This window comes from Burkholderia sp. Bp9004, from assembly GCF_003858025.1.
GTDB lineage: Bacteria > Pseudomonadota > Gammaproteobacteria > Burkholderiales > Burkholderiaceae > Burkholderia > Burkholderia diffusa.
This window is the reverse complement of sequence record NZ_QTQD01000012.1, coordinates 1-22523: the sequence shown is the minus strand read 5'-3', so window position 1 is coordinate 22523 and position 22523 is coordinate 1. Positions and strand designations below refer to the sequence as shown.

General features: G+C 66.8%; 22 protein-coding genes. 7 read left to right on the top strand and 15 right to left on the bottom strand.

Features of this window, described 5'->3' with window-relative positions; genetic code table 11:
- Positions 1 to 19: 19 nt before the first annotated feature.
- A complete protein-coding gene (locus DIE08_RS15400) occupies positions 20 to 1210 on the bottom strand; it encodes a nitronate monooxygenase family protein (protein WP_059606903.1) in 1191 nt (396 codons plus the stop codon).
- Positions 1211 to 1339: 129 nt separating this feature from the next.
- Positions 1340 to 2776: an aldehyde dehydrogenase family protein gene (locus DIE08_RS15395; RefSeq protein ID WP_124902390.1), complete on the bottom strand. Its 1437-nt coding sequence runs from the start codon at positions 2774 to 2776 to the stop codon at positions 1340 to 1342.
- Positions 2777 to 3044: 268 nt separating this feature from the next.
- Here DIE08_RS15395 and DIE08_RS15390 point away from each other — a divergent pair, with 268 nt between their 5' ends.
- Entirely contained in the window at positions 3045 to 3410 is a 366-nt protein-coding gene (locus DIE08_RS15390) for a hypothetical protein (RefSeq protein WP_059606906.1), read from the top strand.
- Between the two features lie 34 nt (positions 3411 to 3444).
- Here DIE08_RS15390 and DIE08_RS15385 read toward each other — a convergent pair whose 3' ends face one another.
- Positions 3445 to 3909, bottom strand: a complete 465-nt coding sequence (locus tag DIE08_RS15385) for an Lrp/AsnC family transcriptional regulator (protein WP_059606908.1) — start codon at positions 3907 to 3909, stop codon at positions 3445 to 3447.
- Positions 3910 to 4042: 133 nt separating this feature from the next.
- Between DIE08_RS15385 and DIE08_RS15380 the strand changes: the two genes are divergently transcribed.
- Positions 4043 to 5089 carry a zinc-dependent alcohol dehydrogenase family protein gene (locus tag DIE08_RS15380; RefSeq protein WP_124629408.1) on the top strand — a complete coding sequence of 349 codons (1047 nt, stop codon included), beginning with the start codon at positions 4043 to 4045 and terminating at the stop codon, positions 5087 to 5089.
- 211 nt (positions 5090 to 5300) lie between these two features.
- Here DIE08_RS15380 and DIE08_RS15375 read toward each other — a convergent pair whose 3' ends face one another.
- Positions 5301 to 6893, bottom strand: a complete 1593-nt coding sequence (locus DIE08_RS15375; RefSeq protein ID WP_059683550.1) for an ABC-F family ATPase — start codon at positions 6891 to 6893, stop codon at positions 5301 to 5303.
- 132 nt (positions 6894 to 7025) lie between these two features.
- Positions 7026 to 9323: an AsmA family protein gene (locus DIE08_RS15370; protein WP_124902389.1), complete on the bottom strand. Its 2298-nt coding sequence runs from the start codon at positions 9321 to 9323 to the stop codon at positions 7026 to 7028.
- Positions 9324 to 9476: 153 nt separating this feature from the next.
- Between DIE08_RS15370 and DIE08_RS15365 the strand changes: the two genes are divergently transcribed.
- Entirely contained in the window at positions 9477 to 10178 is a 702-nt protein-coding gene (locus tag DIE08_RS15365) for an ATP-binding cassette domain-containing protein (protein WP_124902388.1), read from the top strand.
- Positions 10175 to 10978, top strand: a complete 804-nt coding sequence (locus tag DIE08_RS15360; protein ID WP_059606916.1) for an ABC transporter permease — start codon at positions 10175 to 10177, stop codon at positions 10976 to 10978. The genes DIE08_RS15365 and DIE08_RS15360 overlap by 4 nt, the downstream gene beginning before the upstream one ends.
- Positions 10979 to 11020: 42 nt before the next feature.
- On the opposite strand, the gene DIE08_RS15355 is transcribed toward DIE08_RS15360, so the two are convergent.
- The 3 genes from DIE08_RS15355 to DIE08_RS15345 form a co-directional block, all read right to left on the bottom strand.
- Entirely contained in the window at positions 11021 to 11494 is a 474-nt protein-coding gene (locus DIE08_RS15355; protein ID WP_124902387.1) for a PliI family lysozyme inhibitor of I-type lysozyme, read from the bottom strand.
- Between the two features lie 250 nt (positions 11495 to 11744).
- Positions 11745 to 12296, bottom strand: coding sequence for a DUF6013 family protein (locus DIE08_RS15350; RefSeq protein WP_124629404.1), 552 nt, complete (start codon positions 12294 to 12296; stop codon positions 11745 to 11747).
- A gap of 249 nt (positions 12297 to 12545) precedes the next feature.
- Positions 12546 to 13562, bottom strand: coding sequence for a zinc-binding alcohol dehydrogenase family protein (locus DIE08_RS15345; protein ID WP_124902386.1), 1017 nt, complete (start codon positions 13560 to 13562; stop codon positions 12546 to 12548).
- Positions 13563 to 13685: 123 nt separating this feature from the next.
- Between DIE08_RS15345 and DIE08_RS15340 the strand changes: the two genes are divergently transcribed.
- Together DIE08_RS15340 and serB are read left to right on the top strand one after the other, a co-directional pair.
- Complete coding sequence (locus DIE08_RS15340; protein WP_124629403.1) at positions 13686 to 14627, top strand: LysR family transcriptional regulator; 942 nt, start codon at positions 13686 to 13688, stop codon at positions 14625 to 14627.
- 189 nt (positions 14628 to 14816) lie between these two features.
- Positions 14817 to 15662 carry a phosphoserine phosphatase SerB gene (serB, locus tag DIE08_RS15335; RefSeq protein WP_059606921.1) on the top strand — a complete coding sequence of 282 codons (846 nt, stop codon included), beginning with the start codon at positions 14817 to 14819 and terminating at the stop codon, positions 15660 to 15662.
- A gap of 84 nt (positions 15663 to 15746) precedes the next feature.
- On the opposite strand, the gene DIE08_RS15330 is transcribed toward serB, so the two are convergent.
- From DIE08_RS15330 to rimO, 4 genes are all read right to left on the bottom strand, one after another.
- A complete protein-coding gene (locus DIE08_RS15330; protein ID WP_124902385.1) occupies positions 15747 to 16931 on the bottom strand; it encodes a cystathionine beta-lyase in 1185 nt (394 codons plus the stop codon).
- Positions 16932 to 17045: 114 nt separating this feature from the next.
- On the bottom strand, positions 17046 to 17588 hold the full coding sequence (locus tag DIE08_RS15325) for a hypothetical protein (RefSeq protein ID WP_124902384.1): 543 nt from the start codon (positions 17586 to 17588) through the stop codon (positions 17046 to 17048).
- A gap of 111 nt (positions 17589 to 17699) precedes the next feature.
- On the bottom strand, positions 17700 to 18626 hold the full coding sequence (locus DIE08_RS15320; RefSeq protein ID WP_124902383.1) for a sugar kinase: 927 nt from the start codon (positions 18624 to 18626) through the stop codon (positions 17700 to 17702).
- Positions 18627 to 18629: 3 nt separating this feature from the next.
- Positions 18630 to 19991, bottom strand: coding sequence for a 30S ribosomal protein S12 methylthiotransferase RimO (gene rimO / locus DIE08_RS15315; RefSeq protein ID WP_124629400.1), 1362 nt, complete (start codon positions 19989 to 19991; stop codon positions 18630 to 18632).
- Positions 19992 to 20272: 281 nt separating this feature from the next.
- On the opposite strand from rimO, the gene DIE08_RS15310 reads away from it, so the two are divergent.
- Positions 20273 to 20527 (top strand): hypothetical protein, encoded by a 255-nt coding sequence (locus DIE08_RS15310; RefSeq protein WP_059537455.1) that lies wholly within the window; start codon positions 20273 to 20275, stop codon positions 20525 to 20527.
- A 355-nt stretch (positions 20528 to 20882) separates the two neighbouring features.
- Here the strand turns inward: DIE08_RS15310 and phaR are convergent, their stop codons facing one another.
- From phaR to DIE08_RS15295, 3 genes are all read right to left on the bottom strand, one after another.
- Positions 20883 to 21449 carry a polyhydroxyalkanoate synthesis repressor PhaR gene (gene phaR, locus DIE08_RS15305; protein ID WP_011549704.1) on the bottom strand — a complete coding sequence of 189 codons (567 nt, stop codon included), beginning with the start codon at positions 21447 to 21449 and terminating at the stop codon, positions 20883 to 20885.
- A gap of 118 nt (positions 21450 to 21567) precedes the next feature.
- Complete coding sequence (locus DIE08_RS15300) at positions 21568 to 22308, bottom strand: 3-ketoacyl-ACP reductase (RefSeq protein ID WP_059606930.1); 741 nt, start codon at positions 22306 to 22308, stop codon at positions 21568 to 21570.
- Between the two features lie 119 nt (positions 22309 to 22427).
- Positions 22428 to 22523 (bottom strand): hypothetical protein (locus DIE08_RS15295; protein WP_146123790.1); only part of this gene is annotated, 96 nt, incomplete at its 5' end.

The following is a 22523-nucleotide window of genomic DNA, read 5'->3' as shown; positions in this document are numbered from 1 at the left end:
TGCGTCGCCTTGATATCCGTCAAGCCAGCGTAAACACTGGACGGTTTGTCGCAGGCTCCGCCGCACGGCCCGTCAGCAGCAGGTCGAGCAGATCGCGCACGCTGCGGATCGCACTGCCGAACGGCAGCGCTTCGCGGCCGCGGAAGAACAGGCCGTTCGCGACGTCGCCGCGCAACGCGGCCGCGAGCCGCGTGTCGATGCAGAAATGGCCGAACTTTTCGATGCCGTCGCGCAGCCCGCAGACGCTCAGGCACTCGAGCGCGGTCGGGCAGCGCTGCTTGAACGCGCCGAGCTTGTCGCGAATGCGCGTTTCGTTGCGCAGGTAACGATCGAGCCAGGGGGTCTTCACAGCGCGCGCAGGGAGCCCCGTCACGCTGACGAATTCGACGATGTCCTCGGGCAGCGCATCGGCCAGCACGCGCTTGAAGTTCGGATGCGCATCGCCCTCTTCCGTCACTGCGAACGGCGTTCCCACCTGTACGCCGTTCGCGCCGGCCGCGAGCGCCGCTCGTACCGTGTCGTGACTGTTGATCCCGCCCGCGACGATCAGCGGGATCGTGTCGCGCGCGAGACCGAGCGACGCCATCACCTGCGCGGTCTCGTCGAGCACGCGCGCGAAATCGAAGCGCGCATCGTGCATGTCGTCGATCTGCGTGACGCCGAGGTGGCCGCCCGCATGCGCGGGATGCTCGATCACGATCGCATCGGGCAGCCGCCCCTTCTTCATCCACTTCTTCAGCACCAGCGCGATCCCGCGGCTGTCCGACAGGATCGGGATCAGCGCGATGTCATGACCCTGCGTGAGATCGGGCAGATCGAGCGGCAGGCCGGCGCCCATCACGATCGCGTCCGCGCCTTCGTCGCACGCGACGCGCACGTATTCCGCGTGCGCGCTCACCGCCTTCATCACGTTGACCGCGATCATCCCGCGTCCTTCGCTGTAGGTCTTCGCGAGGCGAATCTCGCGCGCCAGCGCTTCGAGGTTCGCGGCCTCCAGCGTCGCACGATCGGGATTCGCGCGACAGCGCGCGAGCAAGTCTGCATGGTGGTGACGCAGGTCGATGCTCGCGATCGTGCCGAGCGCGCCTTCGCGCGCGACGCTGCCCGCGAGGCGGTGCGCGGAGATGCCGACGCCCATGCCGCCCTGCACCACGGGCAGCAAGGTGCGGCCGCGAATCGTGAGCGGCGGGAAGGAAGTGCGTGCGGTCATCTGAACCTCGTCGAAACATCGGAAATCGGAAACGCGATGATCGACGGATACACCGGCGCGCACCTTGACGGCCGTCAATAAAAAAACGGCACGCGAGCGTGCCGTTCCGGGTCATGCGGCGTGAAACGCTCAGACCGGATTCGCCGGCTTGAGCTGCATCGACTTGTACTCGAGATACTCTTCGAGCCCGTATACGCCGTTTTCGCGGCCGTATCCCGACTGCTTGTAGCCGCCGAACGGCGCGGCGCCGTTCCACGTGCCGCCGTTGATGTCGACCTGCCCCGTGCGGATGCGGCGCGCGACGCGCATCGCGCGTTCGTCGCTGCCCGCCCACACCGCGCCGCCGAGCCCATACGGCGAATCGTTCGCGATGCGCACGGCCTCGTCTTCGTCGCGATACGTGATGATCGACAGCACCGGTCCGAAGATCTCTTCCTGCGCGATCGCCGATTTCGGATCGACGCGGCCGAACACCGTCGGCTTCACGAAGAAGCCCTTCGCGAGCCCTTCCGGCAGGCCCGTGCCGCCGGTCACGAGTTCCGCGCCGTCGTCGATTCCGCGCTGGATGTAGGCCTGCACGCGCTGCTGCTGCACGGCCGATGCGAGTGCGCCGAGACGCGTCGTTTCCTGACGCGGGTCGCCCGCGACATACGCTTCGGCTGCCGCCTTCGCGATCGCGCGCGCCTCGTCGTAGCGCGCCTCGGGCACCAGCATCCGCGTATGTGCCGAACAGGTCTGGCCCGCGTTCAGGTAGCACGCGTTGACCGTGCCCTTCACTGCCGCCGCGAAGTCGGCATCGTCGAGGATCACTGACGCCGACTTGCCGCCCAGTTCGAGCGCGACGCGCTTCACGCTCGCGGCCGCGAGTTCGGCCACGCGCTTGCCGGCACGGGTCGAACCCGTGAACGACACCATGTCGACGTCCGGATCGGTCGCCAGCACCTCGCCGACGACCGGGCCATAACCGCACACGAGATTGAACACACCCGGCGGCAGGCCCGCTTCGTGAATCGCTTCGGCAAGCATGAACGCGTTGAGGGGCGCGACTTCGGATGGCTTCAGGACGACCGTGCAGCCGGCCGCGAGCGCCGGCGCGACCTTCAGCGTGATCTGGTTGAGCGGGTAGTTCCACGGCGTGATCGCCGCGACGACGCCGACCGGCTCGCGCACCACCCGCGAGTTGCCGAGCGTCGCCTCGAATTCGAACGATTCGGCGAGCTTCGCGTATGCCTTCCAGTTGTAGATCGGACCGCCGACCTGGATCGCGCGCGACAGCTTGATCGGCATGCCGACTTCACCGGTAATCGACTGCGCGAGCTCCTCACTGCGCGCCTGCAGACGCTCGACGATCTTGCGCAGGTAGCCCGCGCGCGTCGCGGGCGGCGTCGCGGCCCATGCGTCGAACGCCGCCCGCGCCGCACGGATCGCGTCCTGCGCGTCCGACGCCACGCCCTCGGCGATCCGGCCGATCACGGCCTCGGTGCCCGAGTCGATCACGTCGATCGTGCCCGTTCCGGCCGGCTTGCGCCATGCGCCGTCGATATAGAACTGATCGTAGATTTTCATCGCTTCCTGTCTCCCGGAAAACGGCCATTCTAACGAGTGCGGCGCGGCTGCGCGACGACGCCTGACGGGACCTCAGGCGCCGCCGAACGGCCCGCGCGGACGCCGACGAACGGGCGCCGGACGCCCGCTTCCCGCAACGGCGGCATCCGCGCCACGCCGGCGCGCCACGAGGCCCCACCTCGTGCCCCGCATCGTGCTATGTTTTTACTATCGGCGCCGGCTGCTGCAGGCCGCGCCACCCGGAATCGATGCCTTCGTGAGCGCTGCCATGACCGACGCACCCCATATCCTCGGCTCGCAAGATCGCCTGGAGCTGCTGTGCTGGCTCACCTGCGGCAATCTCGGCGCGTTTTACCTGAACGAAACCTGGCCGGATGCATCGTTCCAGGTGCAGGCCGCGCATCGCTGGCTCGACCGCCACCACCGGCAGTCCGACTGGCTCGCGATCGCGAAGCTGGCCGCGCTGGCGCAGGACATCGCAAAGCGGCATGCCGACTTCGTCGACGCATCGTGGGCGCGCGACGCGGTCGAGGAAATCGTCGATACCGACGATCTCGACTACCGGGCAAAACTCGTGCAATGGGTGTACGAAGACTGCTGCAAGGCGCTCGCCGACAAGCGGCTGGCCGACTGACTGCTCGCGCATGCGCGAGCGCCGGCTTGCGCCATCACGCTATCGGCAGCCGCTGCGTCGACTTCAACTGCCGCAACGACAGGTTCGAGCGGATGCTCAGCACGCCCGGCAATCTGCGCAGCACCCGTTCGACGAAATGACTGTAGTCGTCGAGGTCGGCCGCTACCACCTGCAGCAGGAAATCCGCTTCGCCGGTCGTGTTGTCGCATGCAAGCACGTTGGGGCTCGCCTGGATCAGGCGCTCGAACTCGGCCGTCACCTCCTCGCTATGCTGCGTGCAGACGATCTGCACGAACGCCATCACGCCGAGCCCGAGCTTGCGGCGGTCGAGCCGCGCGTGATAGCCCGCGATCAACCCCGCTTCCTCCAGCCGCCGGAGCCGGCGCCAGCAGGACGTCTCGCTCAGCGAGAACGCTTCGGCGAGCCGCGCATTCGACACGCGCCCGTCCTGCTGAAGCATGTCGAGCATGCCGCGATCGATCTTGTCCAGTGGCTCCATGAAAGCTCCTTGCGGCATTTCCGCGATCAGCGCAAGGCTATCTCAAGATTACCCGTATCTCAATCGCAAAATGAAAGATAAATCCGCTTTCGTCCGGTTATATTGAAAGACTCATTCGATCCAGGAGGAGATGGTGAAAGCAGTCGTTTATGAAGCGTTCGGCGCGGCGCCGCGGTTGATGAATGTCGACGATCCGACGCCGGCGCCCGACGGCGTCGTGATCGAAGTGAAGGCGACCGGCGTGTGCCGCAGCGACTGGCACGGCTGGATGGGGCACGACCCGGACATTGTGCTGCCGCATGTGCCGGGGCACGAACTCGCCGGCGTCGTGGTCGCGGCGGGCGCGGCGGTCACGCGCTGGAAGGCCGGCGACCGCGTCACGGTGCCGTTCGTCGGCGGCTGCGGGCACTGCCCGGAATGCCACTCCGGCAACCAGCAGGTATGCGAGCAACAGTTTCAGCCCGGCTTCACGCACTGGGGCTCGTTCGCCCAGTTCGTCGGCATCCATCACGCGGACCTCAACCTCGTGCGGCTGCCCGACGCGCTCGATTTCCCGACCGCAGCGAGCCTCGGATGCCGCTTCGTGACGTCATTTCGTGCGGTGGTCGACCAGGGGCGCACGTCGGCCGGCCAGTGGGTGGCCGTGCACGGCTGCGGGGGCGTCGGCCTGTCGGCGATCATGATCGCGAATGCGATCGGTGCGAACGTCGTCGCGATCGACATTTCGGACCAGGCGCTCGCGCTCGCGCGATCGGTCGGCGCAGCGGCGACCGTCAATGCGTCGCAAGTCGCCGACGTCGTCGATGCGGTGAAGGAGATCACGCGCGGCGGCGCCCACGTGTCGCTCGATGCGCTCGGCCATCCGAGCACCTGCTTCAACTCGATCAGCAATCTGCGCCGCCGTGGCAAGCATGTGCAGGTCGGGCTGATGCTCGGCGAGCATGCAACGCCGGCCGTGCCGATGAGCAAAGTCATCGCGCACGAACTGGAGATTCTCGGTAGCCACGGGATGCAGGCGCATCGTTACGACGCGATGCTCGACATGGTGCACGCCGGCACGCTCGCGCCGAACCGGTTGATCGGCAAGGAAATCAGTCTGGGTCAATCGATTGATGCGCTGATGAACATGAACCGGTTCGAAGGCGCCGGTGTGACGGTCGTAACGGATTTTTCGGGCTGACGACGCAGGGCTGACCGCGCGGGCGGTGGTGGTGGCCTGTTCCGGCGCCCCGCACGTGCCGCTGCCCGGGTCGTCGCCGCCGCCAAGCTGCGGATGCGGGACCGCAACCGGCGACCGTGGCCGCGAGCGCTTGCCCCGACAAGAAAAAGCCCGCCAGGCTTGCACCTGGCGGGCTTCCAGTACATCAGGTCGGGCATGGCTGCCCGGGCGATTACTCCTGCCCCTGACTCGTCAGGAACTCCTCGTAATTCCCGCCGAAGTCGAACAGCGTCCCGTCCGTACGCACTTCGATGATCCGGTTCGCCAGCCCGCTCACGAATTCGCGGTCGTGCGAAACGAAGATCAGCGTGCCTTCGAACTGCTCGAGCGCGATCTGCAGCGACTCGATCGACTCCATGTCCATGTGGTTGGTCGGCTCGTCCATCAGCAGCACGTTGTGGCGGCCGAGCATCAGCTTGCCCCAGATCATGCGGCCCTTCTCGCCGCCCGACAGCACCTTCACCGACTTCTTGATGTCGTCCGAGGAGAACAGCAGGCGGCCCAGCGTGCCGCGCACCATCGTTTCGTCGTCGCCGTCCTTGCGGTACTGGTCGATCCAGTCCATCAGCGTGATGTCGTTCGGGAACTCCTCGTACGTGTCCTGCGGCATGTAGCCGACATTCGCGTTCTCGGACCACTTCACCGTGCCGTGATCGAGCTCGAGCGCGCCAAGCAGCGAACGCAGCAGCGTCGTCTTGCCCGCGCCGTTCTCGCCGATGATCGCGATGCGCTCGCCCGGCTGCACCGACAGGTTGAAGTTCTGGAAGATCGTGCGCTCGTACTTCTTCGTGATGTCTTCGGCAACCACCGCGACGTTGTGCAGCTTCTTCTCGAACTCGAAACGGATGAACGGGTTCTGACGCGACGACGGCTTGAATTCCTCGATCTTGATCTTGTCGATCTGCTTCGCGCGGCTCGTCGCCTGGCGGGCCTTCGACTTGTTCGCCGAGAAGCGGCGCACGAAGTCCTGCAGCTCGGCCACGCGCTCCTTCGCACGCGCGTTCGCCGCGGCCTGGCGCTCGCGCGCCTGTGCCGATGCGAGCATGTAGTCGTCGTAGTTGCCCGGCCAGACCTTCAGCGTGCCGTAGTCCATGTCGGCCATGTGCGTGCACACCGAGTTCAGGAAGTGACGATCGTGCGAGATGATGATCATCGTCGAGTTGTACTCGTTGAGCGTGTGCTCGAGCCAACGGATCGAGTTGATGTCCAGGTTGTTGGTCGGTTCGTCGAGCAGCAGCACGTCCGGCTTCGAGAACAGCGCCTGCGCGAGCAGCACGCGCAGCTTCCAGCCCGGCGCGACGTCGGCCATCGTGCCGTTGTGGAACTTCTCCTCGATGCCGATGCCGAGCAGCAGCGCACCCGCGCGCGCCTCGGCGTCGTAGCCGCCGTATTCGGCGAACTTGCCTTCGAGTTCGGCCGCGTGCATGTAGTCGTCGTCGGTGGCTTCCGGGTTCGCGTAGATCGCGTCGCGCTCGGTCATCGCGGCCCACATCTCGGTGTGGCCCATCATCACGACGTCGAGCACGCGCACGTCTTCATACGCGAACTGGTCCTGGCGCAGCTTGCCCAGGCGCACGTTCGGCTCCAGCGCGACGTTGCCGGCGCTCGGCTCGAGGTCGCCGCCCAGGATCTTCATGAAGGTCGACTTGCCGCAGCCGTTCGCGCCGATCAGACCATAGCGGTTGCCCTCGCCGAATTTGACCGAGATATTCTCGAACAAGGGCTTCGGCCCGAATTGCATCGTGATGTTGGCAGTAGAAAGCACGGCAGGTCCCGTAAGAGAGAAATCGACGGAAAACCGTGTATTTTAGCAGGTGTCGGAGAAACTGCCGACCGCCCTGTTCCGGCCCCGCCAGCCGGGCCGCCACGCGCGGCACCGGCCCTGCCTCGGGCACCGTCACTTGCCGGCCTTCACCGCCGCCTTCTGCGCCGCCTTGGCCTTCATCTGCCCGAACAGCTCCGAGCACGGCACGTCGCGGTTATTGCTCGGCGCGATCAGCGGAATCAGCGCCGCGAACGGATTGATCAGGCCCAGACCGACCATCGCGCCGGCGCGCAGCGCGAGCGCGCCGGCGTCGACGCCGACCTTCGGATTCTTGAACGTGCCCTTCGCGTACAACGGCGAACGCAACGAGAAGACCCGGAAACCCTTCGTATGCGGATGGATCTTCAGGTCGATCGATTCGTCGCGCAGGTTGACCGGGCCGTCGACGTTGATCAGCGCGTCGTCCGTATCGAGCGCGAACACCTTCGGGTCGAGCATGCCGTCGTTCGCGACGAAGTCGATCGCCGCGCAATTGATGTTCACGTCGCGGGTGCCGAACAGCTTCTCGTAGACGACGTTCGCGACGTTCAGCCCCGCCGCCTCCATCAGCAGCAGGCTGATGCGGCCATCCGTGATGAGCGCCTTCACTTCGCCGGTCGACGTCGCCGCGAGCGCGGCCGGTGAGTTGCCGGTCGCCGACAGCGACGCATCGCCGTTGATTTCGCCGAGCGCGGTCTGCATCACCTTCTGCGTCGGGAACAACTGCTTCAGCCGCAGGTGACGCGCGGCCAGCGTAAAGCGGCCCTTGAGCGGCGTGCGGCTGCCGTCGAGTTGCGCGTTCGTCGCGAGCGTGCCGCCCGCGACGCCGAACTGCAGCGGTTCGAGCGACAGCACGCCGTCCTGCAGCAGGATGTGCGTGTACAGGTCGGTGATCGGCAGTTGCGGGCTCTTGATCAGCTTGCGCCCGGTGAACTTCACGTCCGCGTCGATCGCGCTCCAGCGCTCGGTGCGGAACGTCGCGACCGGCAGCACGCGGTCCGGCGGCTGGCGCGTCGTGTCGCCGCGCTTGGCCTTGCTTGCGGCCGAGTCGGCACCGATCACCGGTGCGAGGTCGGAGAACTGCAGCAGGTTCGACACGAGTTCGCCCGACAGCTTCGGCCGCGGTTCGCGCTGCGCCCAGGTGAGCGTGCCGCGGAGATCGCTGCCGCCGACGCGGCCGTTGAAATTCTCGTAGCGGAACGTGCTCGCGTGCTGCTTGATGTTGCCGATCAGGCGCCCCTCGGTCGCATACGGCGGCGTGTCCGGCAGCGTGATGCCCGTGATCTGATAGAGGTGCGACATCGACGTGCCCTGCAGCCACAGACGCAGGTCAAGTGCCGCGAGATGCATCGGGTCGGTCAGCGTGCCGACGATCGCCAGCCGCGTGTCGCCGGCCTTCACGTCGGCCTGCAGCGGGAACGGCTGCGTCGTCTTCTCGATCGCCAGCACGCCGCCGACCTTGCCGGTGCCGCTGATCGGCACGTTCTTGTACCGGCCGTCGACCTTGAGCCCGAACGCATACGTCGGGCCGGCCGGCTTCGCGGCGGCAGCGGCACCCGACGCAGCGGACGCCCCGCTCGCGCCGGATGCCGGCACGGCCGTGGATGCGGAGGAAACCGAAGTAGCCGGAGCGGCCGCGGATGCACCCGACGCCGCGACGGCGGACGCCCCGCTCGCGCCTTGCGCCGCCGACGCACCCGACGCGGCCTCGGCACTCGCCGTCGCGCTCAGTCGCGCGGCACCGCTCTTGCCGACGCGTTGCGCCGACGCCGCGCGCGACGTTTGCTCCTGCTCCTTCAGCACGTCGCCGAGCGGAATCGGCTGGCCGAGCGTATCGATCGCGACCGTGAGATCGGCCTTCGTGATCGCATCGCGATACGTGACGACGCCCTTCGCGAAACCGAAGCTGTCGAGCCGCACCTTCCACGGCGACGGCTGCGACGATTGCTTGAACTGGAAGGTCCACGTATTGCGGCCGTCGGCGAGCCGCTCGAGGTCGACCGCGGGATTGACGACATCGATCGACGGAATGACGATTTCGTGCGCGAGGAGCGGAAGAATCGCGAGATCGAAATGCGCGGCATCGAGCGTGACGAACTTGGGCCCCTTCGCCCAATCCGGGTTGCCGATCTCGAGTTGCGTGGCGGAGAAACTCGGCCAGGGCACCCATGCGCGCCAGCCGGTCTCGCCGTCGGGGCGGCGCCAGCCGACCTTGAGATCGCCATTGATCGCGAACGGGCGGCCAAGTGCGGTACTCACATGTTCGTTGACCCACGGTTTCGCGTGGTTCCAGTCGAACGTGAAGATGAAGATGCCGGCCGCCGCAATGACCAATGCGACGATACCGACGATCCATGCAGCCGATTTGCCGATGGCTCGTGCTAGCGTCATGGCGGTTCCGTTGTTGTTCTGCAGAGTTTGCGCACAATGTCGGGCCAACTTGCGTGAGTGAACGGAGCACGACACCGGCGGCTTTTCAATCGGTATTATGGCGCACGCCGCAGCAACGCTTCGGCGCCATTAACGCTTTTTTTCATTTGTGACATGACAGCCCCAAACGGCCTCATCGATGCGCAGCACATCACGCGCCGCGACGCCAGCAGCGGCAAGACACTGCTCGCGCCGACCGACTTCAGCCTCGCCGCGGGATCGCGAATTGCTATCACGGGACCGTCGGGCTCCGGCAAGAGCGTGCTGCTGCGCGCGCTCGCGTTGCTCGACCCGCTCGACGGCGGTCATATCCTGTGGCGCGGCAAGCGGATCAGGCGCGGCGCGATTCCGCGCTACCGGCGCAGCATTGCCTACGTGCGCCAGCGGCCCGCGCAGATGGACGGGACCGTCGAAGCGCAATTGCGCTACCCGTATTCACTCGCGATCTACCGCGACGTGACGTTCGACCGCGCACGCGCCGAAGCGCTCGCGGCACGCGCCGGTCGCGGCGCCGATTTTCTCGGCAAGCGGGCGAGCGAACTGTCGGGCGGCGAAGCGCAGATCGCCGCGCTTCTGCGCGTGCTGCAGCTCGACCCCGACGTGCTGTTGCTCGACGAGCCGACGTCCGCGCTCGACCCCGACTCGACGCGCGCGATCGAAGCGCTTGTCGGCGCCTGGTTCGACGCGGCACCCGATGCACGTGCCTACATGTGGATCTCGCACGATCCGGCGCAAGCCGCCCGGATCGGCACGATGCGGCTCGTGATGCAGGCCGGCGTGCTGCACGCCGCGAACGCGATGGAGGCGCAGCAATGAGCCCCGCACTGCAGGACCTGAGCCTCGTCGACGTCGGGATCGCCGCCGCGCTCGTCGCGGTCAACGGCGCGATCTCGGCCGCGCTGTCGCTCGGCCTCGGGCGCAAGCTCGCGCTCGCCGCCGTGCGCACCGTCGTGCAGCTGCTGGCGATCGGCTACGTGCTCGGCTGGGTGTTCGGTCATCCGCACTGGACCGTCGTGCTGCCACTCACCGCGTTGATGACGCTGATCGCAGGCTTCGCGGGCGCCGGCCGCGGCAAGCACACGTATCGCGGACAGCGTGTCGACAGCATCGCGTCGATCTGGTTCAGCAGCTGGTTCGTCGCGGCCGTCGGCCTGTTCGTCGTGATCCGCATTCATCCGTGGTACACGCCGCAATATGCGATCCCGATCCTCGGGATGATCCTCGGAAATACGCTCACGGGCGTGTCGCTCGGCGTCGAACGGATGATGGAGGAACTGACCGCGCGACGCGACCGCGTCGAGACGGCACTGGCGCTCGGTGCGACACGCTGGGAAGCCGCGCAGGACGCCGCGCGCCAGGCCGTGCGCGCGGGCATGCTGCCGACGCTCAACCAGATGGCCGTCGTCGGCGTCGTGAGCCTGCCGGGGATGATGACGGGCCAGGTGCTGGCCGGCCAGTCGCCGCTGCAGGCCGTGCGCTATCAGATCGTCATCATGTTCCTGATCGCCGCGGCGTCCGCGCTCGGCACCGTTGGCGCAGTGCTGATGACGTATCGCCGGTTGTTCTCGGCCGATCACCGGTTTCTTGCATCGCGGCTCGAGGAACGCGTGCATTGACCCGCGGCGCCGCGACATACGCGGCATCCGCGTGGCATGCGGTCAGCGGGCAGCGCGGCGTTTGCCGATGGCCCGGCGCAACGCGGCCGTGACGTCGGCGTCGGGTGCCAGCCCGTCGACCGATGCGACGAGCCGAACCGCGCGCGGCGTCGTCACATAGGCCTGCGCACCGACGTAACCGCCGCTGCCGGCCGAGCGCGTCGTAACGACGAGCGCCTGCGGCGCACGCGCGCCGAGGTCCGCCGTGAATGCATCGGCGACGGTGCCGTCACGCGCATGCAGCACACCGGTCACGTAGTCGTCCGTATCGAAGCCGGGTGCGGCATGCGCGGTCGAATACACGCGCACCGCATAACTGCCGGTCGAGCACGGTTCGAGCGCGCCGCTCGACACGACGGCGGACTGCTGTCGCGACGGCAGCTCGACTTTCTTCACGAAGCTGCAATCGTCGGCTGCCTGCGCATGGACAGCGACGAACGCAGCCGCCGACAGCAGCACGCGCATGCAATGTTTCATCGAAATGTCGTTCGGGGGAAGATGGAGCATGCCGGAAGGATAGCGTGGCATCCGCATGACGTCACGCAGGCCGCCGCGCGAATGGCCGCGCAACCGGCTCGTGCCGGGCGCGACGAAGTCGAACATCGCTCAACGGGAAGGCCCGAAGCCACGCGCCACGAACCGCCACGCGCGACCATCCCCGGATCGCCCGGATGCGCATCGCGATGGTTGCGCGCGCACCGGACGCCTCACCGGCCGCGCGCCCCGCTCAGTGCTTGATCGACACCGTCACCTTCGTGCCGTCGCTCATCGTGACGGACTTCGACCCGCCATTGGTCGAAATCGACACCCACTTGACCTGGCTCACCGACACGACGTCCGGGCACTGCAGCGACTTGCCGCCCGCACTCACGTTGCGCGTGCCTTTCGGCGCGGCGGCCTGGAAGCTCATCTGCACGTTCGCGACCCCCTTCGCGTCGACCGACGGCGCCAGCCGCACCTGGGTCTGGCGCACCATCGCGCCGTTCGCGTCGCGCGGCAGATTGTCGGCGTTCGGGCAACCGTCGGGCATCGCGACCGCGCCGCCCGGCGGCACCGACTTCCAGTTGAAGTCATCCGTTTCGCCCGAGCGGATCTTGCGGGTCTCCTGCGTATTGCCGAAGGTCTTCGAGTCGACCTTGACGGTGTATTCGAGCTGCCCCGTCCCGCCGCCCTTCAGGCTGCCCTTGACAGGCGGCGCCGCGAATACGCTCGCGCTGACGCACGCCGCCGCGAACACGGCAGACCACGATGCGGCGACTGACAAGCTGCGTTGGCTCATGCTGACCTCCTTGTAATGCGGCGGCACGCGCGTGCCGCGCGGTTTTCGATGCATGATGCGTTGCCAGTCTACCGCCAAGCGGCATGCAATGCGCCGCAAACGCATCGGGTGTTACCCCGCTTGCGTTCGCGAAGCCGTATCCCGTACGTGCGATGCCGGCGCTCAAGAAAACGCCGGGCCGCCTCGCGTCTTCCGCCCCGAAGGAAGCACCTTCGGGGGCCCGGCGCAAAGCGACAGGTTCGGGGGCACTCAGAAGCCGCTCAGCACCAGCTTGCCGATCGCGCGCCCGGCCTCGAGCAGTTGGTGCGCGCGCCGCAGGTTCGCGGCGTTGATCGTGCCGAGCTGCTCGCCGAGCGTCGTACGCAGCGTGCCGCCGTCGACGAGCCTCGCCACCTCGCTCAGGATCTTGTGCTGCTCGATCATGTCCGGCGTCTCGAACATTGCGCGCGTGAACATGAACTCCCAGTGAAACGCGGCGCTCTTCGCCTTCAGCAGCTCGACGGGAATCGGTTTCTCGTTCTCGACGATCGTGCAAATGCCGCCCTGCGGCCGGATTACTTCCGCCGCAGCAGGGAAATGACGATCCGTGTCGTTGAAGATCAGCACGTAGTCGACGTTCGCATGACCGATCTCGCGCAGTTGCGCAGGCAAGTCGCCGAAATGGTCGACCATGTCGTCCGCGCCGAGCGAGCGCACCCATTCGGCCGACGCCGGCCGCGACGCGGTCGCGATCACGTGCAGCTTGCCGAGCGTCTTCGCAAGCTGGATCGCGATCGAACCCACCCCGCCCGCACCGCCGATGATCAGCACCGACTTGCCTGCGTCCGCGCCCTGCGGCGACACGCGCAGCCGGTCGAACAGCGCCTCCCACGCGGTCAGCGCGGTGAGCGGCAATGCAGCCGACGCCGCGAAATCGAGCGAGCGCGGCTTGATCGCCGCGATCCGCTCGTCGACCGTGTGGAATGCGCTGTTCGCGCCGGGGCGCGTGATGCTGCCCGCGTAGAACACCTCGTCGCCGGACCGGAACATCGTCACCTCGGCGCCGACCGCGACGACCGTGCCGGCCGCGTCCCAGCCGAGCACGCGCGGGGTCTCCTCGACCTGCGGCTTCGGCGCGCGCACCTTGGTGTCGACCGGGTTCACGGAGATCGCCTCGACCTTCACCAGCAGGTCGCGCGGGCCCGGCACGGGTTGCGGCAGTTCCACGTCGACGAGCGCCTGCGGGTCGTCGATCGGCAGATAACGGGTCAGCCCAACAGCTTTCATCACGAAACTCCTTCAGGGAAATCGGGCGGGCTGCGGCGCAGCCCCACGCATGTCATCGTAGGCGGCCCGATCATTCGAGAAAACCGCTATATTTCCTGAAACATTTTCAGGAATTTCAGAATAATGACGTCCGATCCGATTCCAGCCCCCGACAAGCCGCTCGACCTGCTCGACGTCGGCCTGTTCGTGCGTGCGGCGCTGCTCGCGAACGTGAGCGCGGCCGGACGCGAGTTCGGCGTGTCGGCCGCGGTCGCAAGCGCGCGCATCGCGCAGCTGGAGCGCCAGCTCGGCGCGCGGTTGCTGCATCGCACCACGCGCCGCATTAGCCTCACGCAGGACGGCGAAGTCTTCATGGCCCGCGCCGAGGCGCTGCTGTCGGCGGCCGACGCCGCGCGCGCGTCAGTCGGCCACGGCCGCAGCGAGCCGTACGGACGGCTGAAGGTGTCGATGTCGTCGTCGTTCGGCCGCCAGCACGTCGCGCCCGTGATTCCCGCATTCCTGCGCCGCTACCCGTCCGTGTCGCTCGACCTGCGGCTATCCGACGAGATCGTCGACCTCGTCGACGACGGCTACGACGTCGCGATCCGCCTCGGCGCGCTGAAGGACTCGACGCTGGTCGCGCGCAAGCTCGCCGCGAACCGGCGCGTGCTGTGCTGCTCGCCCGCGTATCTCGCCGAACACGGGACGCCGCGCCATCCGGCCGATCTCGCGCAGCACGAATGCGTGATCCTCGGCGACCAGCGCGACTGGTCGTTCGTCACGCCGCAAGGCCCGCTCACCGTGCGGGTCGGCGGCCGGCTCGTCGCGAGCAACGGCGAGGCGATCCGCGAAGCGCTCGTCGACGGCTTCGGCATCGCGATCAAGTCGACCTGGGACGTCGGCCCGCTGCTCGCGAGCGGCGCGCTCGTCACGGTGCTCGACGATTACCCGTTCGCGAACGACGTCGCGATCTGGGCCGTCTATCCGAGCCGCGCGCACGTGCCGCTCAAGACGCTCGCGTTCATCGCGTTCCTGGCCGAACACTTCGGCGATCCGCCTTACTGGGATCGCGCGGATGAACGATAGGCGCCATCCCGTGAGCGGAGCTCGCGGCGGCGCCGGACGGGCATCCGCGGCGATCCGGCCGCGCCCGGACACCAACCGGCTACAATGGCGCGTTCGCGACGCGATGGCCCGACGCCGGACGGGGCCCGCGTTCGCAGGCGGCCGCATGCCGGCCGCGCACGCGTTTCATTCGCTTCCAATCATTCCGTCATGACCCACAACCTCGTCATCCAGAGTCTCGCGCCGTTGTCGGACGCGCATCACAAACCGCTGCTCGCGCTCTCGCGCGGCACCCGCATCGTGCAGACCGACGATCACGCGTTGCGTATCGAAAACGCAAACCCCGCGCAGCGGCTCGACATCGACGCGTACTGCGGCACGCACGCGCTCGACTTCGGCTTCGTCGAAGCCGGCCGTACGCTCGGCGAGTTCGGGCTCGTCGTGATGGACATGGATTCGACGCTGATCACGATCGAATGCATCGACGAGATCGCCGATTTCTGCGGGCTGAAGACGCAGGTCGCGGAGATCACCGAGGCATCGATGCGCGGCGAGATCCGCGACTTCAACGAAAGCCTCACGCGTCGCGTCGCGCTGCTCGCGGGGCTCGATGCGCAGGCGCTCGAGCGCGTGTACGAGGAACGGCTGCAATTGTCGCCGGGCGCGGAGACGATGCTCGCCGGCGTGAAGGCCGCGGGACTGAAAACGCTGCTCGTGTCGGGCGGCTTCACGTTCTTCACCGAGCGCTTGAAGGCGCGCCTCGGCCTCGACTACGCGCACGCCAACACGCTCGAGATCGTCGACGGCAAGCTGACCGGCAAGGTGCTCGGCGAAATCGTCAACGCGGACGTGAAGGCGCGCATGCTGCGCGATACCTGTGCATCGCTCGGCCTCGAGCCGCGCCGCGCGATCGCGATGGGCGACGGGTCGAACGATCTGAAGATGATGGCCGAAGCCGGGCTGTCGGTCGCGTTCCACGCAAAGCCCGTCGTGCGCGACGCGGCCACCGTCGCATTCGACCACGTGGGTCTCGACGGGTTGCTGCGGCTGTTCTGATTTCCGGTCTGCGCGCACCGCCCATGAAAAAACGCCCGCGCGATGTTGCATCGCGAGGGCGTTTCGTTTTCCGCTTCGGTTCCGTTATCGGCCGAGCGTAGCCTGCAGCGCGCGCTCGATGTCCGCACGCAGGTCGGCTTCGTCCTCGAGACCGACATAGAAGCGCACCAGCGTGCCGCGATGCGGCCACTCCGCACGCATCGACGCCACGTCGTAAGGCATCGCGAGGCTGCATGCGCCGCCCCAGCTCCAGCCGATCGCGAACAGCTCGAGCGCCTCGACGAAACGATCGATCTGCTCGCAGCTGTAGCGCTCATCGAACACCACCGAGAACAGCCCGCCCGCGCCGGTGAAGTCGCGCACGAACGATGCGTGCCCCGGACAGTCGGGCAGCTGCGGATGCAGCACGGCCGCAATCTCCGGGCGCGCCTTCAGCCATTGCGCGAGCGCGAGCGCGCTCTTGCCGTGCGCGTCGAAACGCACCTGCATGCTCGGCAGGCTGCGCAGCACGAGCGAGCAATCATCGACCGAGACGCCGATCCCGCAGCGCATCCGTGCGAGCTTCAGTTGCGCGTGCAGGTCCGCGTTCGCGGTGATGGTCGCGCCCATCAGTACGTCGCTGCCACCCGATTGATACTTGGTCAGCGCCTGCACCGAGATGTCGACGCCATGCTCGAACGGCTTGAACGCGAGGCCGGCCGAATACGTGTTGTCGATCGCGGTGACGATGCCGCGCGCCTGCGCGACCGTCGTGATCGCGCGCACGTCGGGCACTTCCATCGTCACCGAGCCCGGCGCCTCGATCCAGATCAACCGCGTGTTCGGCTGGATCAGGTCGGCGATGCCGGCGCCGACGAGCGGGTCGTAGAAGCGCGCGACGATGCCGAAATCCTTCGCGAGCCAGTTGCCGAAATCGGCGTTCGGCCCGTAGACGTTGTGCGGGATCAGCACGTCGTCGCCCGCCTTCACGATCCCGAAATAGACGTTCATGATCGCCGCGAGGCCCGACGGCTGCAGCAGCGCATGCGTGCCGCCCTCGATCTCGGCGAGCCGCTGCGCGAGCGCGAGCGACGTCGGCGTTGCGTGCAGTCCATAGCGCCACTGGTTGTCGTTGTGCCAGACCAGCGCGCGCATCGTCGCGAGATCGGGGAACACGACCGTCGATGCACGCTCGACCGGTGGGACGAACGAACGGAAGCCTTCCGGAATGATGTCGTCGGGTTGAACGATGCGGGTCTGGAGTGCGCGCTTCGAAGTGGATGCAGTCATGGCTGGACACCGGGGGGAAAGGCCGTTCGGTTGCGGAATATGTCGCTAGAGTAGCCAAAATCGGCGCGCTTGGCCCGGTACAATGCGCGCCGCGCGCACCGAGCCAGCGCGCGCTCAGTTGGTGGTGCGCAGGTCGACGATGCCGCCGACCGTCTCGATTTCCCGTACGCGGCCGTCGCGCACCTGCAGCGCCGCGCGCTTGCCCGGCGCCGGGCGCAGCACGACGGGTTGCGGATCCGATTCGTCCGAGTTCATCCGGTCGGCCTTCAGGTCGCCCGTCGCGTCGAAGCGGCCAATCCACACGCCCGTGATGTTCGTGCCGTCGTTCGATTCCTCGATTTCGAGCGTGTCTCCGTCGCGATCGCCGGCGAGCAGCACCACCTCGCCCGTGTCCGCGAACTGGTATTCGCCGTGCACGCCTTCCTCGTCCGTCTTCGGCCCGAGATGCACGACGATCGGCCGGTCGCCGAGGGTGCCCTCGTAGCGCGGCAGGCGGGCGAATTCCGGATTCGGCCGCAGCGGCCGCGCGGGCGCCGCTTCATCCTGCTGCGCGCCCGGCGCGACGGCCTGCGCCGCGACCACGCCCGGCATCGCGAGGCCCGCCGCCAGCACACTGGCGATCACCAGCGCCCGTTGCCATTCGGAATATCGACCCACCTTGTGTTGCTCCTTGCTTCAGATTCGCTCGAAAAAACGCGGCGGCATGCTGCCAGCCGCCGATGGCCATCGTCACGTACGCGAGGCCACGACCGGCATGCGTGAGCCGCGTCAGCCCTGCATCAGGCGTTCCACCGCCTCGCGCAACGGAATCGGTGCGACCGCGCCGTAACCCGTCGTCGACAGTGCCGCCGCCGCGTTCGCATAACGCGCGGCCGCGAACGGATCGTCACCCGCGACGATCCGTGCAACGAACGCGCCGCCGAAGCAGTCGCCCGCGCCCGTCGCGTCGACGGCCTCGACCGCGAAGCCCGGCACCACACGCCGTTCGTTCGGGGTCGCCACGTACGCGCCTTCCTTGCCGAGCTTCAGCGCGACGACCCGCGGCCCGTGTTCGAGCATCGCATCGACGATCGCGTCGCGATCGTTCGCGCCCGTGAGCGCCGTGACGTCGTCCCAGCTCGGCAGGCAGATGTCCGTCTGGCGCAGCGCTTCGCGCATCACCGCGCGGGCACGCGGCAGCGGCCACAGCTTCAGGCGCAGGTTCGTATCGAAGCTGACCTGCGCACCGTTGCTGCGCGCGTGATCGATCGCCGCGAACGCGGCGTCGCATGCGGCCGTGCTGATCGCGAGGCTGATGCCCGACAGGTGCACGGCCTTCGCCGCCGCCAGCGCATCGAGCGGCAGGTCGGCCACCGCATAGCGGCTCGCCGCCGAGCCCGCGCGCAGATAGTCGAACTGGTGACCCTCGGCGCCGTGCGTGACGAAATACACGCCGGTCGGCGCCGAGCAGTCGATCCGCACGTACGTCGTGTCGACGCGCTCCGCCGCCCACATGTCGGCCAGCAAGCGGCCGAACGGATCGTCGCCGATCGCGGACACGAAGCCCGTCGACGCACCCTGGCGCGCCGCGGCGATGCAGAAGTTCGACGTGTCGCCGCCGAAGCCCTGCAGGAACTCCGGACGCCCCGGCTGCGACTGGTTGAATTCGATCATCGCCTCGCCGAGCGCGAGGATCTGCGGAAACGCAGCGGTCATCGCTTAAACCTCGCCCCACAGGTCGTGGCCGTCCGCGCCGGTGATCTTCACCGATACGAAATCGCCGACCTTGTAGCGCTTCGACGCCTTCGTCGCCGGTTCGACGTAAACGACCCCGTCGATCTCCGGCGCATCCGCCGCCGTGCGGCCGATGCCGCCTTCCTCGCTGACTTCGTCGATCAGCACCTTGAGGGTCTTGCCGACCTTGCGCTGGATGCGCTGCGCCGACACTTCCTCGGCGACTTCCATGAAGCGCGCGCGGCGCTCTTCGCGAACGTCGTCCGGCAGTGCGCCGTCGAGGTCGTTCGCCGTCGCGCCTTCGACCGGCGAATAGGCAAAGCAGCCGACGCGATCGAGTTCCGCCTCGCGGATGAAGTCGAGCAGCGTTTCGAACTGCTCTTCCGTCTCGCCGGGGAAGCCGGCGATGAACGTGCTGCGAATCGTCAGGTCCGGACAGATCTCGCGCCACTTCTGCACGCGCTCGAGCACCTTCTCGGCGTTCGCCGGGCGCTTCATGCGCTTCAGCACTTCCGGATGCGCGTGCTGGAACGGCACGTCGAGATACGGCAGCACGTGGCCCTTGAACGGGCCTTCGGCCATCAGCGGAATGACTTCGTCGACGCTCGGATACGGATACACGTAGTGCAGGCGCACCCATGCGCCGTACTGCGCGGCGAGTTCGCCGAGCGCTGCGACCAGGTCGGTCATGCGCGTCTTGATCGGCTTGCCGTTCCAGAAGCCCGTGCGGTACTTCACGTCGACGCCGTACGCGCTCGTGTCCTGCGAGATCACGAGCAGTTCCTTCACGCCCGACTTGAACAGGTTCTCCGCCTCGAGCATCACTTCCGCGACCGGGCGCGACACGAGGTCGCCGCGCATCGACGGAATGATGCAGAACGTGCAGCGGTGGTTGCAGCCTTCGGAAATCTTCAGGTACGCATAGTGGCGCGGCGTGAGCTTGATGCCGGCGGCCGGCACGAGGTCGACGAACGGGTCGTGCGGCTTCGGCAGATGCGAGTGCACGGCCTGCATCACTTCACCCACCGCGTGCGGGCCGGTGACGGCGAGCACCTTCGGGTGGACTTCCTCGATGAGGTTCGAGCCGCTGGCGCTCGACTTCGCGCCGAGGCAGCCGGTGACGATCACCTTGCCGTTCTCGGTCAGCGCTTCGCCGATCGCGTCGAGGCTTTCCTGCACGGCCTCGTCGATGAAGCCGCAAGTGTTGACGACGACGAGGTCGGCACCGTCGTAGGTGCCGGAGATTTCATAACCTTCGGCGCGCAGTTGGGTGATGATTTGTTCGGAGTCGACGAGCGCCTTGGGGCACCCGAGCGACACGAAGCCTACTTTGGGGGACTGGGACATCTGGAATGTGGGGGGCGTGGCGGCAAAAGCGTGAGTTTACAGCTATTTATGGGTCCGCGAGGCAAAACCGGCGATCAAGACGCCGTGGATGGCGCCCTCAATACGCAGCGCACGCAGGCGCATCGGACCGCCACCGGCGGGTGATCCAGTCCTTTCAGACCGAGATGATGAAACGATGGGCACGATCACCGCACGTCGTGCACGACAATCGCCCCGGCCTCACTTCGCCCCTATGCGAAAATCGCTGCATCCGCTCCCTTCACTTACCCAATGGGGTTCGCATGACCACCCACATCACGATCGAATTCACCGAGCACGCCGCCGAGACCATCGGCGAGCAGACCAGCACCAGTTTTTCCTATGACCAGGGCGCCCACGTGCCGCAGCCGGGCGACTTCGTCGAACTCGAGAATTCGCGGCAGACGTTTCTCGTGATCGGCCGGGTGTTTTCGCTGAAAGCGAACTACTGCGCGGTGAAGCTCGTGCTCGACCTTCCTCCCGCAGACGATCACCAGGATTTCGATCCGGCACTCTGAGGTAAGCCGGCGAACCGCGGGCACTTTGCCGCTGCCCGTCATCACAAGGCCAGACGCAACGGCGATCGGCCGCAATGGCACAAACGCACGCCATGAGGCGCGACACGCCCGGGTATCGATTCGCTGATGACTGTCTGGATGAGGTCGGGGCGACCAGATCACGATCATGCCCGCCCCCACGCGAGGGTACGGGCATTCGGTGCCGACGATCAGGAGCGACCGTCGGCAACATCTTGCGGCAGCGGCCATCGTCGTGCCCGGGCACACGATCGGCCGCATCGCACAGCCGCGCGTCGCGGCGCCAAACCAGGCGTCGGGCGGCGGGTGCCGCCGCGACCGGCCTGCCGCGCACGCGTTACTTCTTCTCCGGCTCCGGCGCGCCTGGTTGCTTGAACGGGAACGTGCTGAACATCGACTTCGCCTGGTTCTGCATCTGCTCCTGCATCTGCACGAACATGTTCTTGGACTGCTCGATGTAGCTCGTCATCATCCCTTGCATCATCGGCGCCTGCATGTTCATGAACTGCGACCAGACTTCCGGATTCATCGCGTTGCCTTCGTACAGGTTCTTCGATTGATCCGCGAGCTTGTTCTGGATGTCGATGAACGCCTGGATGTTCTTTTCCAGGTACGTTCCCATCATGCCCTGCATCGCATGACCGTAGAAACGGATGATCTGCGACAGCATCGACGACGAGAACATCGGCACGCCACCGCTCTCTTCCTCGAGGATGATCTGCAGCAGGATGCTCCGCGTCAGGTCCTCGTTGGATTTCGCGTCGACGACCTTGAAGTCCTCCTGTTCCAGCACGAGCTGCTTGACGTCGGTCAGCGTGATGTACGTGCTCGTCTCGGTATCGTAGAGCCGGCGGTTCGGGTACTTCTTGATGAGCCGCTCGGCCGTTTTCTTTGTAGTAGTCATGTAACGCCTTTCGGTGCAGCGTAGCGCAAGTGACAAATCCCCGCCTCCCGGATCCGGGAAGCGGGGGCCTTCGGAAACGCCAGGCCGCGCGGCCGCAGCGGCGCGCGCGGCCGGACGTTCAGCCCATATGCAGGCCGCCGTTCAGCGAGAAGTCGGCGCCCGTCGCGAAGCCGGAGTCATTCGACGCGAGCCACGCGACGATCGAACCGATTTCCTCCGGCCCGCCGAGACGACGCACCGGGATCGTCGCGACGATCTTCTCGAGCACGTCCGGCCGGATCGCCTTCACCATGTCGGTGCCGATGTAGCCGGGCGACACGGTGTTGACCGTCACGCCTTTCGTTGCGACTTCCTGCGCGAGCGACATCGTGAAACCGTGGATGCCGGCCTTCGCGGTCGAGTAGTTCGTCTGGCCGAATTGCCCCTTCTGGCCGTTCACCGACGAAATGTTGATGATCCGGCCCCAGCCACGCTCGACCATCCCGTCGATCACCTGCTTCGTCACGTTGAACAGGCTCGTCAGGTTGGTGTCGATAACGGCCGTCCAGTCTTCATGCGTCATCTTGCGGAACACGACGTCGCGCGTGATGCCCGCGTTGTTGACCAGCACGTCGATCTCGCCGACTTCGGCCTTGACCTTGTCGAACGCTGCCTTGGTCGAGTCCCAGTCGCCCACGTTGCCTTCCGACGCGATGAAATCGTAGCCGAGCGCCTTCTGTTCCTCGAGCCATTTCACCCGGCGCGGCGAATTCGGGCCGCAACCCGCGACCACCTTGAAGCCGTCTTTCGACAGACGCTGGCAGATGCTGGTGCCGATGCCGCCCATCCCGCCCGTTACGTACGCAATTCGCTGAGACATAAATCTCACTCCATTTTTTGGTTTCGAGAGCCGCCGGAGGCCCCCTCTGACTTCACGTGCGCCGGCCGAAGCCGCAATCGGCCGGCGCACGGATTGGTTTGGCAGTGACCAACGACCGGTTACGGACGTTCGACCGCAAGCGCGACGCCCATCCCGCCGCCGATGCACAGCGACGCCAGCCCGCGCTTCGCATCGCGCTTGACCATCTCGTGCAG